Source organism: Mucilaginibacter panaciglaebae (assembly GCF_039539265.1).
GTDB lineage: Bacteria > Bacteroidota > Bacteroidia > Sphingobacteriales > Sphingobacteriaceae > Mucilaginibacter > Mucilaginibacter panaciglaebae.
This window is the reverse complement of sequence record NZ_BAABCV010000009.1, coordinates 180,686-198,994: the sequence shown is the minus strand read 5'-3', so window position 1 is coordinate 198,994 and position 18,309 is coordinate 180,686. Positions and strand designations below refer to the sequence as shown.

Annotated in this window: 12 protein-coding genes; 5 read left to right on the top strand and 7 right to left on the bottom strand. The window is 45.6% G+C overall.

The features are described from left to right. The first annotated feature begins 58 nt into the window (after window positions 1–58). Window positions 59–1,102, top strand: a complete 1,044-nt coding sequence (locus tag ABD772_RS13685; RefSeq protein WP_345105439.1) for a phosphotransferase enzyme family protein — start codon at window positions 59–61, stop codon at window positions 1,100–1,102. Between the two features lie 140 nt (window positions 1,103–1,242). Here the strand turns inward: ABD772_RS13685 and ABD772_RS13680 are convergent, their stop codons facing one another. After that, a complete protein-coding gene (locus tag ABD772_RS13680; protein WP_345105436.1) occupies window positions 1,243–2,736 on the bottom strand; it encodes a glycoside hydrolase family 76 protein in 1,494 nt (497 codons plus the stop codon). A 140-nt stretch (window positions 2,737–2,876) separates the two neighbouring features. Here ABD772_RS13680 and ABD772_RS13675 point away from each other — a divergent pair, with 140 nt between their 5' ends. Continuing rightward, on the top strand, window positions 2,877–3,452 hold the full coding sequence (locus ABD772_RS13675) for a DUF1543 domain-containing protein (protein ID WP_345105434.1): 576 nt from the start codon (window positions 2,877–2,879) through the stop codon (window positions 3,450–3,452). A 37-nt stretch (window positions 3,453–3,489) separates the two neighbouring features. Here the strand turns inward: ABD772_RS13675 and ABD772_RS13670 are convergent, their stop codons facing one another. The 3 genes from ABD772_RS13670 to ABD772_RS13660 are packed head-to-tail and all read right to left on the bottom strand — an operon-like array spanning window position 3,490 to window position 9,075. After that, on the bottom strand, window positions 3,490–5,844 hold the full coding sequence (locus ABD772_RS13670; RefSeq protein WP_345105431.1) for a GH92 family glycosyl hydrolase: 2,355 nt from the start codon (window positions 5,842–5,844) through the stop codon (window positions 3,490–3,492). Window positions 5,845–5,854: 10 nt separating this feature from the next. Then, on the bottom strand, window positions 5,855–7,252 hold the full coding sequence (locus ABD772_RS13665; protein ID WP_345105428.1) for a sugar porter family MFS transporter: 1,398 nt from the start codon (window positions 7,250–7,252) through the stop codon (window positions 5,855–5,857). 2 nt (window positions 7,253–7,254) lie between these two features. After that, a complete protein-coding gene (locus ABD772_RS13660; protein WP_345105424.1) occupies window positions 7,255–9,075 on the bottom strand; it encodes a class I mannose-6-phosphate isomerase in 1,821 nt (606 codons plus the stop codon). Between the two features lie 167 nt (window positions 9,076–9,242). On the opposite strand from ABD772_RS13660, the gene ABD772_RS13655 reads away from it, so the two are divergent. Next, a complete protein-coding gene (locus tag ABD772_RS13655) occupies window positions 9,243–9,971 on the top strand; it encodes a GntR family transcriptional regulator (protein ID WP_345105422.1) in 729 nt (242 codons plus the stop codon). Between the two features lie 136 nt (window positions 9,972–10,107). Here the strand turns inward: ABD772_RS13655 and ABD772_RS13650 are convergent, their stop codons facing one another. The 3 genes from ABD772_RS13650 to ABD772_RS13640 all read right to left on the bottom strand — a co-directional run bounded on the left by ABD772_RS13650 (window position 10,108) and on the right by ABD772_RS13640 (window position 15,771). Beyond that, window positions 10,108–12,297, bottom strand: coding sequence for an alpha-galactosidase (locus ABD772_RS13650; protein WP_345105419.1), 2,190 nt, complete (start codon window positions 12,295–12,297; stop codon window positions 10,108–10,110). A gap of 58 nt (window positions 12,298–12,355) precedes the next feature. After that, a complete protein-coding gene (locus ABD772_RS13645) occupies window positions 12,356–14,695 on the bottom strand; it encodes a glycoside hydrolase family 95 protein (RefSeq protein ID WP_345105416.1) in 2,340 nt (779 codons plus the stop codon). A gap of 182 nt (window positions 14,696–14,877) precedes the next feature. Next, complete coding sequence (locus tag ABD772_RS13640) at window positions 14,878–15,771, bottom strand: AraC family transcriptional regulator (protein ID WP_345105413.1); 894 nt, start codon at window positions 15,769–15,771, stop codon at window positions 14,878–14,880. Between the two features lie 166 nt (window positions 15,772–15,937). Here ABD772_RS13640 and ABD772_RS13635 point away from each other — a divergent pair, with 166 nt between their 5' ends. Continuing rightward, a complete protein-coding gene (locus ABD772_RS13635) occupies window positions 15,938–16,948 on the top strand; it encodes an aldose epimerase family protein (RefSeq protein WP_345105410.1) in 1,011 nt (336 codons plus the stop codon). A gap of 17 nt (window positions 16,949–16,965) precedes the next feature. Further along, complete coding sequence (locus tag ABD772_RS13630) at window positions 16,966–18,309, top strand: sugar porter family MFS transporter (protein WP_345105408.1); 1,344 nt, start codon at window positions 16,966–16,968, stop codon at window positions 18,307–18,309.

The window sequence follows — 18,309 nt, the reverse complement described above, 5'->3', positions numbered from 1 at the left end:
ACAATCCGGGCCTTAGAACTAACAGTGCTTTTTGCTAAGTTTGGGTTTGTGCTACATTATGTTCCCAAAAATACTCGCGGCTTATAATTTAAATACAGACGACTGTACCATTGCACCGTTTGGTTCAGGACTAATCAATCATACCTGGAAGATCAGGTGTAATGATGAGCAATACATCCTACAGTGCATCAATATCGCCGTATTCAAATCGCCCCAGGCTATTGCTGATAATTTATTAGCCTTACAAAAATATCTGCATGCAACAACTCCCGGCTATCTTTTCCCGACACCGCTGTCAACTTCAGATAATACCTATCTAGTAATTGATGACGGGAGGTACTACCGCTTGTTGCCTTTCGTAAAAAACTCGCATTCAGTTGACGTTGCTACCGAGCCGTCACAGGCTTTTGAGGCTGCAAGGCAGTTTGGTAAATTTTCGAGACTGCTGAATGATTTTGATGCCTCGCAGTTGAAATACACCCTGCCCGATTTTCATAATCTGAGTCTGCGGGCGCAGCAATTTCAATCGGCTTTAAAGCATGCCGATCAGGAAAGGTTAAACATTGCATCCACAGAAATAGAAGCCATTAAAAATTATCAGGATATTACCCAAACTTATGTCGATATAACCAAAAACGCGACTATTCCACTCCGAGTTATTCATCACGACACCAAGATCAATAATGTGTTATTTGATGCTGACGACAAAGGTTTATGCGTGATTGATCTGGATACCGTAATGCCCGGTTATTACATTAGTGACGCAGGCGATATGATGCGCACCTATCTGTCGCCGGCAAATGAGGAGGAACAGGAACTGGATAAAGTCTGTATCCGCGAAGATTATTTGAAAGCAATTCATGATGGCTACATGTCAGAAATGCGCGATGTGCTAACTCCTGCCGAAAAAGCGCTGTTCTACTATTCCGGCAAGTTCATGATCTATATGCAAGCCATGCGTTTTCTGACGGATTATTTAAATAACGACATTTATTACCATACTACCTATCCCGGCCAAAATCTAAAACGGGCACAGAATCAGTTAAGGCTATTGAGTGAGTTAATGAAGACCTATCAGCGATTAGGCGTCGACACTCAATAAAAAAAAGCCGCCCGGATGATTCCGGAACGGCCTGTATTGAGCTATGAAATTCTGTTTTGTCATTGACCAACGGCAGAAATCTCTACAATGCTTATGAACGCCTGTATAGATTTCTCGCCGTTCCTCGCCGAAATATACTTTTACTTCTTCAATGTATTAAACAGCAGCGAAACAGCCGTTGACGGGCCGAAGCCTTTTTTCAGCTTTGGTTGCTCTTCGATATTGCGGGTTGCCCATTTGGTTTGAATAATGCCACGGCTGTTACGATTATTATAAGCCACCTTAGCATTCAGGTCCAGCCAATCAACCAGGTCGGTATTGCCGGTTTCCTGAGTGTACTTGCGTGCATAGCGGGCAAAGATCCCTTTAAAACCGGGCAAGTCACCACCGCTATCTTCATTGTTCATTACTTTGCCCCGATAAATGCTGTCGCGGCTAAACTGGGCAATTTTTTTTGCTTCTTCTAAATAAGTTGCTTCTTTGGTGTGTTTATAAAGCATGGTGGCCGCGCCTAAAAAAGTACCTTCATTATAAGTAAAGCTTACGTTACTGGTTCTAAGCAAGCCGGTCCGTCTGTTTACATCTACGTTGTCTTTAACTTTGCCGGTAGTCATGTTTAACAGGTAAATTTTAGACCAGTTATACAAGGCAACGGCTTTATCGTAATAAGTACTGTCGCCGGTAGCTTCGGCCAGGTAACACGCAGCCACCGCAGCCGGGCCTTCAATACAAGCGTTTTTCGAAGTCTTGCCCTGGAACCAAAGCAAACCGCCGCCATATTTATTATTAAAGGCCCTTTTATACATTTTATCGTATTGGTCTTTGCCTTTTTCCAGGTAAGCTTTGTTACCGGTAAGCAAATAACCACGCACGCAAAACAACACCGCCCAGGTAATGTCGTCGTTGTATTTGTTATACATCCAATCTTCTTTGTGGTTCTTGATGAAGTTGGCGTACAACGTAGCAAATTTGTCTTTGTATTTCGGGTCTTTGGTTACTTCGTATGCATCGAGAACGGTTTCCATCATCTCGGCCTGATCCCAAAAACCGGTGTGGTTTTCAATCTGGTAACCGTTATACCAATCGTCAAATGCCTTAGTTGCGGTAGCTAATGTCGGCGCAGTTTCCTGCGGGGTTTCCTTGCGGAAAACCCATTTCTGCGCATCGGTTTTTGCAGACGCTGCCAGTTTAACCTTAGCGCCATCGGCAGTACCGCTACTCAGGGTTAAGGCAAACTTAGGGTTAGCCGCCGACTGCAGAACGTAAGCCCCGCCGCCTTTGGTAATCACCCATTTTACATCGTCGCCATGGGTATCATCGCTTTGATCTATTCCTACAGAATCAGCAGGGGCCGAAGGTACATGCAGCATTTTTCCGCTGCCTACATTTGTCAGCGTATACGTATTTTTTTTGACCAGCTTAACTATCCATCGCTGAGCATCCGATTTGGTATCGGTCCACGCATCTACCGTCGCGCCGTTATCGACTGACGAATTAGTTACATCCAGCATTTTATGACCGGCTTTCGATTGCATTGAATAAATAGCGCCCGAGGTGATGCCGCCGGTTTGCGCAAAGCTGACGCTTGTCAACAAGCCTATTGCAGCTAAAGTAAGAGAGTAAAGTTTCTTCATTTTGGGGAGTTCTGCTTGGTTATTTCAAACAATATTCCCTATAAAAAACCATTTTTAAGTCAATGTTTTGAAGATGTTACACAGCAAGCGTTTGTACATTTTGAGGCTTAATTTTTGTAAGTTTCACCTCACATATCAAGATGGATCAACAATCGGCAAAACTGTATATGCTATTACTCGGCTCAAAAGCCCCGGGCCGCCATGTAGAGCAGCATGATTTTTTCTTTGGGATAGCCTCCTCGCTCAAACAGCTGGTGCCCGATATTAAAGCATTCTGGCGCGGTGCGACGGGTAATCTGCATATTGATGCTTATCGCGAAGTAAACTATGTAGACGGTTATAAAATCGAAATTATCCCCAGGGATGGAACCACCACAGAGCAAGCAAACAAGCTGTTCTTTATTAACTTAGGCGGATATGTGGCCGGCAAATTTGCAGAACAGCATCACGTCATCCTGAGCGTAAAGGCCAGTCGCGCGCAAGCCCTTCAGGACGCCAGGGATACGGCCTTTTTTGAAACCAATACCATCGCCGGTAATAGAGAAGCCAACGCTCATATCGATGATAAATATGGGTTTGATGTGGATGATATTTATAACATTACAGAAATGCTCACACCGGCCCAAAAAGCTAAATATCGTATTCGAATTACCCCAGCTGAGGGCTTAGCTGACGATAAAGTGCATTTAGGATATTTTCCGTTGAATAAGCTATAGAAGTTAATAAAACGGTGTCATCCATTACTCTTTGTCATTACTGCACCGACGGCGGCGGAACTTTTACACCCCAGGCCTCGTTAGGCTTGCTGCCCATTTTAAATACTAGCTTACCGCCTTTCATCAACTCATCGCGATATAACCAGCAGTTATTAAGCGGCTTGCCGTTAAACGTTACTGATTGGATATACACATTGCTTTTGGAATTGTTGAGGGCTTGGATAATCAATTTCTTACCGTTACCTAAAGCAATATTGGCATTAGCAAATACCGGGCTGCTTAGCTCAACAATTGGACGCAGATCAGAAAAACCTTTTACGTCGAACAATCCCAGTGATGCCATTACGTACCAGGAGCCCAGTTGCCCCTGATCTTCGTCCTGACCGTAACCATAGCCGTGAATAGGCTCCACGCCATAAAACTCATTGCAAATAGCGCGGGTCCATTTTTGAGTGTACCAGGGTTTGCCCGAGAAGTTGAATAACCAGCTCTCATGTAGGCAGGGCTGGTTACCGTGGTTATAAAGCGATTTGATACCGGCGAAAGCATTGATGGTTTTGCCTCCACTAAAGCCGTCTTTTTCTGAAGTTGCGAAGATATCATTCAGGCGCGTATTGAATTCATCCTTGCCCATGGCATCGATCAAGCCCTTCGGGTTTTGGGGAACAAAGAAAGTGTACTGGATAGCATTGCCTTCTTGAAAACCGCGCCAGGCCTCGGTTGGGTCAAATTTGCCAATAAACGTGCCGTCGGCACGTTTGGGGTGTATCAGTTTTTGATCTTTATCATACAGGTATCGCCAGCCGTTTGAGTTTTTAATGAGCAGATTATAGTCATCGGTTTTACCCAACTTTTTAGCCATTTGTGCGGCAGCAAAAGCACTGAAACTATACTCCAGCGTATGCGATGCAGAAAAATGCGCGCCGACTGAATCCGGGCTGTCTTTATCTACATAAGGCGAGTAACCATACTTTAAAAAAGCCTCTACATCCATCTTGCCCGAACCTTCTTTACGATCTTTGCCCGACAGCTCATTGGCCCGTATTGCCTTATAAGCCAAATTCACATCATAATCGCGAATACCCACCTGGTAGGCACCGGCAATAGCCAGCCCCACCATATTAGTACCCACTCCTGACACAAAGTTACTGTTGGCTATGCCGTCGCCAAACCAACCCCGTTCTTTATAAATTTCGAGCTCGGTATGTACGTAATCATTATAATGGCTTGGATATGACAGCGCCCATAATTGGGTCAGGTTCCAGTAAGCGCCCCAGATAGCGTCGGTATTATAAAAGTTGTAGCTAAACCGACCTTGCTTGTCCTTAGGCAGCCTACCGGCGGTACCGTCGTGTCTCGGAAACGAGCCGTTAACATCGCTGGCAATGCCCCGGCCCAATAGCGCATGGAACAAGCCTGTATAAAATTTAACCTTATCATCGCGGTTGGTGGTTTGCACCACCATCTTACCCAGCTCAGCGCGCCAGGTAGCCTGAGCTTGCTGTTTAGCTTTATCGAATGTTAATCTGCTTGCTTCGGCAATCAGATTATTTTTAGCATTGACGATAGAGGTGTATGACAATCCAACTTTCAACTCAATAGCCTCATTGGCCTGCGTCTTATAATTGAGGAAAATACCGGCGCCTTTGCCTTTGCCTTCTTTCGAGTTCTCTTGTATACCTTCAGCATTAAATGAGCCGACTGACAGCGGCACTTTGCTCACCTCGCCGTAAAAATACATGCGTACCTCGCCGTCCGGATCATATTTTTTGACGTACTTAGGGTAGGTAACTACGTAACCCTCAAAATGCGTAGCATCAGTCATTTTAACACCGGCATCGCGTACGGCGCCACTTTCGCCCTGGGTATTACCGATGTCGAAGATGATGCGTGAGCGGTCGTTTTTTGGAAAAGTATAGCGATGAAAGCCCACGTGCTTTGTTGCCGTCAATTCGGCAGTGATGTTATAATCATCCAGTAACACTTTGTAATAGCCGGGTTGCGCCACTTGATTTTTGCGATCAAAATGCGAACGATAGCCACTACCGGGCTTTTCCAGTTCGCCCGGATTTACTTTCAGCTCGCCGGTGGCAGGCATTATGCTTACCCCGCCTACCTGCCATTCGTGAAAATGAACAAAACCTTCTATCGAATTGTGGCGGGTGTCATAGCCCACTGCTTCCCAACCACTCGGGTTACCATAGTGCCCATTGGTTGATGGTGCCAATTTGGCCATGCCGTAGGGTACTGCCGCAGGCGTATAAAAAAACCAGCGACTATGGGCTGTGCCAATGTTTGGATCGACATAATTAAGTATATCCTGCGCTTGCAGGTTTATTGTAGATAAGGATAGCGCGGCAATTGCGAATGCTGATCTGATAACTGTTTTCATGAGGTAATATTTATTGAGCAGCGTTATAAGTTTCTTTCCAGTAATTGTCGATATTTTCCAATGATCGGCCTTTGGTTTCGGGTATCAGTTTCCAGGTGATCCATAAAGCCGGCGAGCAGCAAATAGCAAACAACCAAAAGGTTACTGACGAACCAAGATCTTCGAGCATTAACGGTGTTAATTGCCCAACCAAAAAGTTGGCAACCCATAATGAAAGCGTCGCCAAAGCCATAGCCTTGCCGCGAATGGCATTCGGGAATATTTCGCCGATAACCACCCAACAAACCGGTCCAAATGAAAAGGCAAAGCACGAAATAAACAACAAAATAAATATCAATATCCACGGCCCGGTAGTTACACCCGCGGCAAACAAAATGCCAATCACCAGTAAGGCAAATACCGCCCCACCTATTCCCACAAATAGCAGCGGGCGACGGCCCCATTTATCAACTGTAAAAATGGCAACAAAGGTAAATACCACATTTACCAAACCGATGGTTACCTGACCGCCCAGGGCGCTGTTCAGCGTAAAGCCGGCTTGTTCCAGTATCTTAGGGCCGTAGTAAATCACCGCATTGATGCCGCAAACCTGCGACAGGAAAGGCAACAGCAATCCAATCCACAAAGCGCGGCGGTAAACGGGCTTAAATAGTTCTTTCAATCCGGTGGTTTCTGTATTTTTAGTTTCTTTTACTGCGGCTATTTCGCGTTTGGCAGCCTCGGCTCCATCAACTTTTATAAGTATATCTTTTGCCTTTGCTTCCTGTCCATGCAGCAGCAGCCAGCGCGGCGACTCGGGCACGAGGAACAGCGATAATAAAAATATACCCGAAGGGAAAATGCCCAAGCCCAACATGGCGCGCCATACTTCGGTGCCAAACATTTTTTGCATACCCGCACTGCTAAAGGCGTCGCCCGCATGGGCCGCCAGGTAGGCATTGCTGAAATAAGAGATCACTATACCAATAGTCAGTGCTAACTGATACAGCGAGACCATCATCCCGCGGTAGCGTGATGGAGAAAACTCTGAAATATAAAGCGGCGATACCATGGACGCGACACCGATCCCCAGGCCGCCTATCAAACGGAAAATGATCAGTTGCGAAAACGAACTTACGAACGTACAACCTATCGCCGAGGCCAGAAACAATACCGCTGACAGAATCATAATGAGCTTTCTACCATACTTATCGCTCAGCTTTCCGGATATGCTTACACCAATAATGCAGCCCAGCAAAGCACAACTCACAAACCAGCCCTCGTTTACTACATCCAGATTAAAATCTTTTTTTACTAAACTCACAGTGCCGGAAATTACGGCCGTGTCGAAACCAAATAAAAAGCCCCCCAGGGCGGCTACCAGGCATACCAGGTACAGGTAAGTGCTGCTTTGTTTTGTTGTGGTCATTGCTATATGTCTTTTAAAAATGCTTTTATAACGCGTGCCTTGCTTTTGCCCAAATTGGTAAGGGTATAGCTTTTCGCGGCCTCCGGTATCACAAATGTTTCGGCGTAGGCAAAGGCATGTTTGGTACCGTCAGCCGTTTCTAATAAAACCGATTCGCCTTCAACCAACATCATTACGTGGCAGCTGCTACCAGTGGTTACATTCACTTTATTGTCGAAATCAAGGCGATGCACATCATAAAAATGTTCGGCATGCGTAGGCAGATGAATCAGTTCATAGCCGTCACCTTGTTCAATTACAGCTGGTTTAGATATCAGCTCCTGCTGCACCTTATCGCCCTTACGATCAAACACCAAATTGTTAAAGGCGTGGTCGATATTAATAGGGCGTGGATTTCCGTCCAGATCCAGACGCAGCCAGTCGTACATTTTAAAAGTAAAGATATAGGGTGTCGCGCTGATCTCTAAAACCAGGTTGTTAGCACCGGCACTATGGATGGTACCGTTAGGAATCAGGAACAGGTCGTGTTTTTTGGCGGTATGCGCTTGTACATAATCGGTAATTTGAAGTTCGACGTTATTTTTTTGGCTGCCAATGAGCGCTTCTTTAAATTTCTGAGAATTGATATCTTCCTGAAAACCAAGATAGACGGTGGCATTACCAGGCTTGCAATCAAGAATGTAGTAAGTTTCGTCCTGCGTGATCGTCTCGCCGAAATTATCCTGAATGTATTTTAAATGCGGGTGACATTGAATGGACAGATTACCGCCATCGTAAGTGTCCAAAAAGTCAAAACGGATGGGAAACTCGTCGCCAAACCTATCGGCATGTTTACCCAGCACCTGGCGGTTGTTATGGAACATCAGGAAATCAAAAGAAACCTCCAGCACGTTGTCACCGCTTTTAAATACGATGCCGTTTTCGGGTACGATCAGCTCGAACGACCATGCGTAATTAATGGCATCTTTATTTAATCCGGGAATGCGCTCTTTTATCCACTGCCCACCCCAGGCCCCTGGCTCAAACCAGGGCCGAACACGGATAACCGACTTACCCATTTGGTTCAATCCTGCGATAAAATCGGCTTTATGCATCCAGGTTATGGTATCAGGCCATTGCCCGTCGGCTATGACATCAATTTTATCAAGAATGGCTTTTTTATGCGCGCTGCACAGTACCCAGTCAACAAAATAAAAGCGCTTGTACATCCGCGCAGGTTCCTGTATTTGCTGGCTGCCTAAGTTAGTAACGGAGCCCGCACGCATCCTGAACTGTATCTCGTTTTTAGGCACATCGATATAAACCAAAGCAGCGTCCCAATCGGCTAAGGCAGCACCAGTGCCAATAATAATGTTAATATCAAAGGCTTTATCAGGACCATTATTTTTTAATTCATTATAGTTGAATACGTCTTGTAGCTGCAAGGTACATTTGGCACCCCATACTGATGATGGTGTGCCCAGGAAAGGCTGTACCATGTTTTCTATTTCTGCAGATGGTTTGAGATACTTAGACGTTTCAATAAAGTTAACCGTAAGGCCGGTTTTTTCCAGTTCGGCCTTTAACGAATTTTTTACCAGCCCCCACCAAACACCGGCATATCCGTCTATTACCACCGTTTTTTGTTCAGCAATGTATTGAGCCAATGCCGCATAACCGTTAAAAATTTTGCCGTCGGCCAATTCGGTTACCGGGTAGATGTTGTAAACCTCGCCATCGTTAAAATCATTCAGCTTGTCCGGCATTAAATACTGCGTGGTTTTACGCAATTGTTCCAAATGGGCTTGTGTTTCGTATGAAGAGGCGGCAGAAGTATTATTCATTTTAAATGTTGTAATGTATGTACATATCGACTAATTGTTTTTTTCCGGGTGATATTTTTTATGCCCTGAAAATTTCAACAAGTCGGCTTATATGATGTTATGTACAAACATATAAATTTATTATCGTAACCATCAAGTCTGTAAAAAACTTATAATTGCAGATATATATGCGTTACTCCATCGATCATAAAAGCCCGGTCCCCCTGCATTCGCAGGCCGAGATGCTGTTGCGCCAAATGATCGGGGAAGAAGAATATCAAAACGGTAAAGTATTCCCGAACGAGATCGAATTAGCCAAGCAACTAGCCATATCCCGTTCAACTCTGCGCCAGGCTATTAATAAACTCGTTTTTGAGGGATTGCTGGTTCGCCGCAAACGTACAGGTACTAAGGTAGCTAAAAGTGTGGTAAGCTCGCGATCAAACAACTGGCTCAGCTTTTCGCAGGAAATGAAGTTGCGCGGCATCACCATCAAAAATTTTGAAACTAATATTGCGTGGGTGTCACCCGATGATGAGGTGAGTGATTTCTTCGAGATCAAACCCGAACGCCAGGTGCTTAAAATGGAAAAGCTGCGCGGCAAACCCGAGGGGCCATTTGTTTACTTTGTATCTTACTTTCACCCTCGCGTCGGCCTAACCGGCGATGAGAATTTCACCCAGCCGTTGTACGAAATGCTGGAACAAGAGCATTCGGTCATTGCCACGCTGTCCAAAGAAGAGATTAGCGCCATTGCCGCCGACAGCTTTATTGCCGAAAAGCTACAAATCCCGCTGGGCAGCCCGGTGCTCTTCAGAAAACGTTTTGTGTACGACCACGGCGAAAGGCCCATCGAGTACAACCTGGGCTTTTATAAAGCCGATAGCTTTGTTTATACGGTGGAGAGTTTGCGGTAACATACAGTGTGTAGAGACGCGATGCATTGCGTCTCTACAAAGAATACACTTCCGGCAGCGTAACGAATTGCATAGAAAAGACTGGGGTATCTTTTTCATGTCCCCTTTGTTTCACACCCGGGTAAAACAAAACAGTTTATTCCGCGTCAATCAGCAATACGACACTGCTACGCCCCGAGTTTACGTGCGGATTAATACCGATCTTCATCAGGAAATCGCCGCTATAAGTTTGGCTCTCATTTATGCCGGGACGTGAGCCGGGATATAAATTAGTTTCTTTGATTTTATACTGTTTAGCCGGGTCAAGGCCTTTAAGGCGGATAGGCTGTTTGCTGCCTTCGTCATAGCGATAATTTACCAGGTAATTAAACATAACTGCCGATGTCCTGGCCGCATTTACATAAGCTACCGAGGCTACGGGATTTTCGCGCGGGTCGAGCAGGCGGTATTGGTCGCCATGCCAAACGATGTCTTTAAATCCGTTAAAGTTTTTAACCGCGTCCTGCACAAACTTCAAATCGTTCTCGGGCAGTTTACTGATCACAATATCGAAGCCCAGTTTCCCCATAGAGGCAACATCAACACGGTATTTGATAGGCAGCTTGCTCCAGTCGGTAACATGGTTTGAACTGGTGATAGCCGGGTAGAAATAAGAGTATTCCCACTGGATAAACACGCGTTCCAGCGGGTCGGTATTATCACTTGGCCAAAACTCGGTAAAATATTGCAATGCGTTGTAGTCTACACGGCCGCCACCGCCCGAGCATAGCATCATGGGCACCTTAGCGTATTTAGCGCGAATGCGCGACAGCACCTTGTACAATCCCTCCACATAATCTACATAAAACTGCGATTGATGTTTTAAATGCGCCGAGTAAGCATTGTAGATCACTGCATTGCAATCCCACTTTATATAAGCCAGGTCGGGGTTTTTGGTAAACAAGCCGTCAACAATACCAAATACAAAATCCTGTACTTGCGGATTGCTCAGATCAAGCACGAGCTGATTACGGAAATAATATTCATCGCGTTTAGGTTGTTTAATTACCCAGTCCGGATGTTTCTCATACAGTTCACTCTTAGGATTCACCATCTCGGGCTCTACCCAGATGCCGAATTTTACGCCATTATCGCCGGCGCCTTTAACCAAAGCGGCAATGCCATTTGGCAGTTTGGTTTTGGTTTCCTGCCAATCGCCCAGGCCCGAGTGGTCGCCGTTGCGCGGGTATTTGTTGCCAAACCAGCCATCGTCCAGTAAAAACATATCCACGCCAAGTTTTTTGGTGTCTTTTAACAAAGCAGCCAGCTTGGTTTCGTCAAAATCAAAATAGGTGCTCTCCCAGTTATTCAGCAACGTTAAACGGTTGCCGTTTCCGTCCAGTACTTTATAGGTACGCGCCCAGTGTTGTAACTTACGGCTGGCCTCGCCTTTGCCATTCCTTGATAATACCGACAAAAATGCCGGGGTAGTAAAGCTCTCGTTGGCTTTCAATTGGTAAGCTGATGCATAGTTATTGATGCCCGATATTATACGCAGGTTGTTCTCGGGGTCAACCTCCAGGTCGGTGCGGTAGTTGCCACTCCACTCTATCGAGCCGTATAAAACCGTCCCATCATCTTCAGTTGCCGGCTTATCCATCGACACCATAAATACTGGCGGCTGGAATAGGTCGGCACGGGTGCCTAACTTGCTGTCCAGCGTTTTTATACCGTGCGTAAGCTGCGACGTTTCGGGGCGCATTTCTTTAGCCCAGTCGCCATGATATTGGGTTAGCCAGAAAGAACCGGCTTTCAGATACAGATTTGCCGATGCAAACTTATTTAAGGTGATAGTCCCTTTTTCGCCATTACGGATAGTGCTCCATTGCTCAATTACATCATCTTTAAAGTATGACGTATAGTAAAGTGTAACTTCGGTATTGTACACCGGGTCTTTTAGCACAACAGTCAGCAAACTTACATCATCAGTCACTTTATCAACCTTATGGCTTACATATTTCAAATCGAGCGACTGATTGCCGTCGGCATGCGTTACCGCTATGGCCGGTTCCAATAAATTGCGTGAGCCTGCCGGGGTATACGCCGAAGCCATTTGGCCCGTATAGTCGTTATCTTTGCCAAAAGCAGCAGCCAGATGGTTGTATTCTTTGCTGTCGGCCAGTTTGGGGCCAAAGTATACGGTGTTGACGTCGTGCTTGTCGTTAGCCTGAAGCACCAATGCATTATTAGCGGTTTCAATAGGAATGACCACAGACTGTGCGTTTGCGTTATTTTTTAGCGCCATTAACACCAGCGGCAGCAAAAAGTAGGATAATTTAAATTTCATGGTTTGTCGTTATTGGTTGCCGGTTTCCGGCCTGCATATTTAAGCAATTGCTTTAAAATTATGATAAACTTTTACGGCTATTAATTATCTCAAATTTACCATTTACCTTCACTTTTACATTTTTTGCTTGCGGCGATGTGATCTGGTAACTGGTTACTTTGCCATTTTTCCACGCAAAATTGACTGTAAAATTGCCGCGTGCTTTTAAGCCTTGTACGCTGCCCTGCGCTTTCCAGCAATCCGGAATGGCAGGCAGCAAGTTGATGTATCCCTCGTGGCTTTGTATCAGCATTTCGGCAATACCGGCCTCGCCACCAAAGTTGCCGTCAATTTGAAACGGCGGACCCGCAGATAACATATTAGGGTAGATACCGCCACCTGCTGTGTAGTTAATTCCTGTTGAGGTGACGGGTTTCATCAGCTCATGGAATAATTTGAAGGCGCGGTTACCGTCATGAAGCCTGGCCCAGAATAACAATTTATAAGCTATAGACCAACTCGGTCCGTCATCGCCACGAACATTCAAAGTTTTTCGGGCAGCTTCAGCTAATTTAGGGGTGCCATCGGCAGTGATCTCTGACGCGGGGTAAACACCATATAGGTGCGAAATGTGGCGATGCGTTGGTTCAACTTCCTGGTAATCTTCCAGCCACTCTTGTATACGGCCATCTTTGCTAATGATGCCTGCCGGCGGGATTTCTGTAAGACGTTTCTTCAACTGCGTGCGAAAGCCGGGGTCAATACCTAACGTTTCAGAAGCCGTGATGACATTAGCAAAAAGCTCGCGCATGATCTGGTTATCTATGGTAGCGCCAATACAGATACTGGCGTGGCGACCGCTACCGTCGGGCATCATGAAACTATTCTCCGGCGATGACGATGGTATGGTTACCATATAACCGCTCTTGGGGTCTTTAACTAAAATGCTGTTATAAAATTGTGCAGAGCCCTTTAGTATGGGGTAGATGCTTTTCAGGTAAGCCTGGTCGTTAGTAAACGCGTAGTGATCCCACAAATTACTACACAACCAGCCTGAGCCGGCTTTGGTAATACCCCATGAGGCGCTCTCGCCAGGTTCTGTCCAGCCCCAAACATTGGTGATGACGTGAGCTACCCAGCCATCGGCATTGTAATAAGCTCTGGCGGTGCGTTCGCCCGGCTTTACCAGTCCGCGTACCAGCTCAACCAATGGCAGGTTCAATTCTGACAGATTGGAAACCTCTACCGGAAACTGGTTCATCTGCACATTTACATCCAGGTGGTAGTCGCCGTTCCAGGGCGTTTGTGTTTGATTGGCCCAAAGCCCCTGCAGGTTTGGCGGCAAAAGACCCACGCGGGTACTGCAAATATTTAAATAGCGGCCAAACTGATAAAATAGCACAGGCAGTAATTTATCTGCATCAGGATTATTATGAAAGCTGATAAGGCGTTGGTCGGTTGTTTCGGTATCGTTGGCTTTACCCAGGTCAATATTGACACGATTAAATGATTTTTGAAACTTAGCGATATGTTCTTGCTTGAGTTGGGCGTAAGGCTTTTGCATGGCAGCGCTTAGATTTCTCGCCATCAGGGCCTTGAAATCAGGGTCCCGAAAATCGGTTGTAGCTGATAGATAAATGACAACCGATGTTGCCCGCTTGACTACCAACATATTACCTTCGGCGGTTAAAGTACCGCCGGTCTGTTTCACTTTGGCATTGGCGATGTACTGCATGCCGTTGCCGTCGGTTCCGTTATTTAGCCGGCCTTCCATTTGCAGTATGCTGCCTTTGGTGGTTGTCGTAAAGCGCTCCGGGCGATCCATACCAATACTCAGGTTCAGTTTACCTGGCTTATCCACAGTTAGTCGGACCACATCCACATCGCCGCTAAAACTGGTAAAGTACTCGCGGGTGTAAGTTGTATTGCCTAATTTATAAGTTGCTGTCGCGATAGCCTTATTTAATGATAAGCGGCGGTAATAATTGGTATATGCGGATGCATAGGCATTGCCATAATCAAATTTCAGATTCAGATTACCCAAAGTTTGGAAACAGCCCCACTGCTTACCGCCAGAGCCCGGACCTTTGCACACAAAATCCTTATCGATCAGGGTTTGAGCGTCAACGTTCTTGCCTGCCAGTAACAGCTCTTTTATCTGAGGCAGTTTTTTGTAGGCATCGTAATTATTAGCATCCTGCGGTGAGCCCGACCATAGGGTAATATCGTTCAACGTGATCTGATCGTCGGTGATGCCGCTGGTAGGCATCATGCCCAGACGGCCATTGCCCAGCGGCAAGGTTTGCTCCCAGTTGGCTGCCGGTTTATCATAATGTAACTGTAGTTGCTTCTGGCCAACGGCGGTCATCGACAGCAAAACAAAACATGCCACAGCGGGTATAAATCTTTTAAAATTCATCAGACGCAAAGTGTTGGAAAATTTGAGGTTTATAAAACGGTGTAAATCTATCCTGAAAATCAGCGCTAAAAATAGACAAAATTGGCTTAAAGATGGACGATTCTATCTTATAATCATCTTGTCATTCTTCGCTTCGCTCAGAATGACAAATATTTAAGTAGCTATGGATTTGAAACCTGTCGCTACTTTTTATGTGTCTTGCGATATTTCAACGGCGACATGCCGATCAATTTGGCAAACAGCCTCGAAAAATAATACTGGTCATCAAATCCCAGCGTGATGGCAATCTCTTTAATACTTCTATCCGTAAAATACAGATGCTGGCACGAGGCCTGTATCTTCAATAAATTAAAATAATTAATGGGCGATGAGCCTGTACGTTGATGGAAAAGCCGTGAGTAATGCGATACCGAAATGCCGCATTGCTTTGCCAGATCGTCAATCAACAGTTTTTTATCGATATGCTTTTTCATGTAGGCAATAGACAGGCTCACTGTATCCGTCTCATAAACCATAGGGTCAAGCTCCTTATAATAAATGAGCGAGGTAACAAAATGCTGTAAGTACAGGTTAGTGATCTCCAGTTCCTTTTCATGAAAGCTGTGTTCTAAAATACTATAAATCTGCTCAAACAGCCTGATGCGGCTGTCATCATATGGAATAGCATGTACCTGTGGTAAACCCTGCACCGCCGAACGCTCATATAAAGCATCGGCACTTAAACCGCTGAAATGTACCCAGTAAATGCTCCAGGGATTATTGTTTGAGCTTTTGTACCGGTGCCCCACATTTTTGGGGATAATGATATAGGTATTAGGTTTAAGCAGGTACGTATCTTCGCCCAGATAAACGGTGCCTTCGCCATCCACGCAATATAAAAGGATGTACTGGCTGCTGCCGGTCTTGCGTTCGCGATCATGATAGGTGGCTTTAGGGTAATAACCAATAGCCGTCAAATAAAAATTACGGATCAGCGGGTTGTTGGTTACTATCCGCTTCAGGTTTGGCGGCAGTACAATCATGCGCTGGCCAACAAAGCCTTCTTTGATCTTCCTGCTTTGGGTAATATTGTTCATCAGTGCTGATAATATAATTGGCTTGCGATGTATCAAATGTACATTTCCAGAGCTTAAATAAGGAAATGGTATCTTATTAAATGATGATATTGTCCATTTAATAGTTTACTTTGTCCATTTTTGCCAATGGCGCAAACCGTACTTTTACTAGCCGAGTAAACAAATTATGAGTACTACCGTCACCTATAAAGCCTGGGGAACCACGCAGGGTAAAGATATTTTTCTGTTCAGTTTAACAAACAGCAGCGGCGCCTTTGTCGAGGTGACTAATTATGGGGCTACACTTGTTAGCATAAACGTTCCGGATAAGCACGGCAAACCGGGCAACACCATTATCGGTTTTCCGGCATTAGAAAGCTATCTGGACGATAACTGTTACGTTGGGTCAACCATTGGTCGCTACGCCAACCGTATAAGCAATGCGCGTTTTACGCTGCATGGAGAAACTTATCAATTAGAAGCTAACGACGGCGCAAACTCCAACCATAGTGCCTCAAGTGGTTTTAATAGCAAGGTGTTTGGTTTTGAGATATACGAGGGCGAGGGCGTTACCTTTTTAATACACAGTGATGACGGCGAGGGCGGTTATCCCGGCAATTTAAGTTTACGGGTAACTTATATGTGGACCGTTGATAACGAATTGATCATCAGCTATAAATCCATCAGCGATAAAGATACCTATGCTAATTTTACCAATCATGCCTATTTTAATCTGTCTAATGGCGACCTGACCATTCTGGATCATCAATTGCAAATAAACGCCGATGAAGTTGTTGCAGCAACCGACGACTACATACCGACAGGCGAAATTATCCCTGCCGGCAAGATCATACTGGACCGCGCTAAAGGCATTAACTCCTATTACATATTAAATGAGGATAAACCGGATGCCGATGGATTTGCAGCCAGATTGATCGACCCTTCATCTGGCCGCATACTGACCGTTAATACCAGTTATCCCGGTATGTTTTTATACACCGGCGATTACCTGAACAGCAGGCACCCGAATTTAGATAATCGCTATTGCCAACCGTTTGAGGGCTTGTGCCTGGAGTGCCAGCATTATCCCGATAGCATGAACAGGCCTGAGTTCCCATCGGCGCTGTTACGGAAACACCATGTTTATGATGAATTTATCAGTTTAAAATTCGGTTTGATACCACACGATACCTTATAAACCTAATTAATCAATTAATGGAAAAGACAACATCGTTTAACGGCACTTACATTATCGGCATCTCGTTTATATCCGCCCTGGGGGGGTATTTGTTTGGGTTTGATTTTGCGGTGATATCGGGCGCACTGCCGTTTTTGCGTAAAGAGTTTTTGCTCGACCCGCTGTGGGAGGGGTTTTTGACTGGCTCCCTGGCTTTGGGGTGTATGGTAGGATGCCTTATCGCCGGAAATATTTCCGAGCGCTACGGCCGTCGCCCGGGATTAATGGTCTCGGCTTTCATCTTCGCTATATCGTCATTGGGCATTGCCCTGTCAAAAGGTTTAGTTTTTTTTGTGATCATGCGCTTTGCGGCGGGTATAGGCGTAGGCATGGCTTCGATGCTCTGCCCTATGTACATTGCCGAGATATCGCCGGCTGCGGTGCGGGGGCGGAATGTCGCCATAAATCAACTCACGGTAGTACTTGGTATTCTGATTACAAATTTGTGTAACTATTTTTTAGCGGACACCGGCCCCGATGCCTGGCGCTGGATGTTTGGTTTGGGCGTAATACCGTCAGCTATATTTTTATTGGGCGTGACCTGGCTGCCCGAAAGCCCCCGCTGGTTAACCAAAGCCGGGAAAACGGATAGAGCAAGGGCAGTCCTTAACCGTATAGGTTCAGGCAATTTCGCAGATGATACCATGCAGGCTATTCAAAAATCGTTAGCTGGTGGCACTAAGCAAAGTTTCAAAGCGGTGTTTGCAAAGGCAGTGCGACCTGCGGTTTTGGTGGGTATAACTTTGGCCGTTTTCCAACAGTTTTGCGGCATTAACGTGGTGTTTAATTATACCTCAACCATATTTGCTTCGGTAGGTTCCAGTCTGAACCAGCAGTTGTTTGAGACAGTATCTATTGGTATCGTCAACCTGCTGTTTACACTGCTGGCGATTTGGCAGGTGGATAAACTGGGACGTCGCCCGTTGATGCTGATCGGCTCGCTTGGGTTGGCTATCCTCTATATCGCGTTAGCGTTTTTACTGCAAAGCCATGCGGCCGCAGTTTGGGTATCGATATCGGTTTTGCTGGCGATAAGCATTTACGCTATCTCGATAGCGCCCATCACCTGGGTATTAATTTCAGAAATATTCCCGAATAAAATTCGCAGCGAGGCATCAACTGTAGCCGTGATATCATTATGGGGCGCCTACTTTATCCTGGTGTTCACTTTCCCGATACTGGCTAAGGTGCTGGGTACTTACGGTCCGTTTTACCTGTACGCCGCTATCTGTTTCGGCGGATTTTTATTCATCAAAACAAAAGTTAAAGAAACCAAAGGTCAAACTTTGGAGGAGCTGGAAGATAATTTAATAAGACATTGA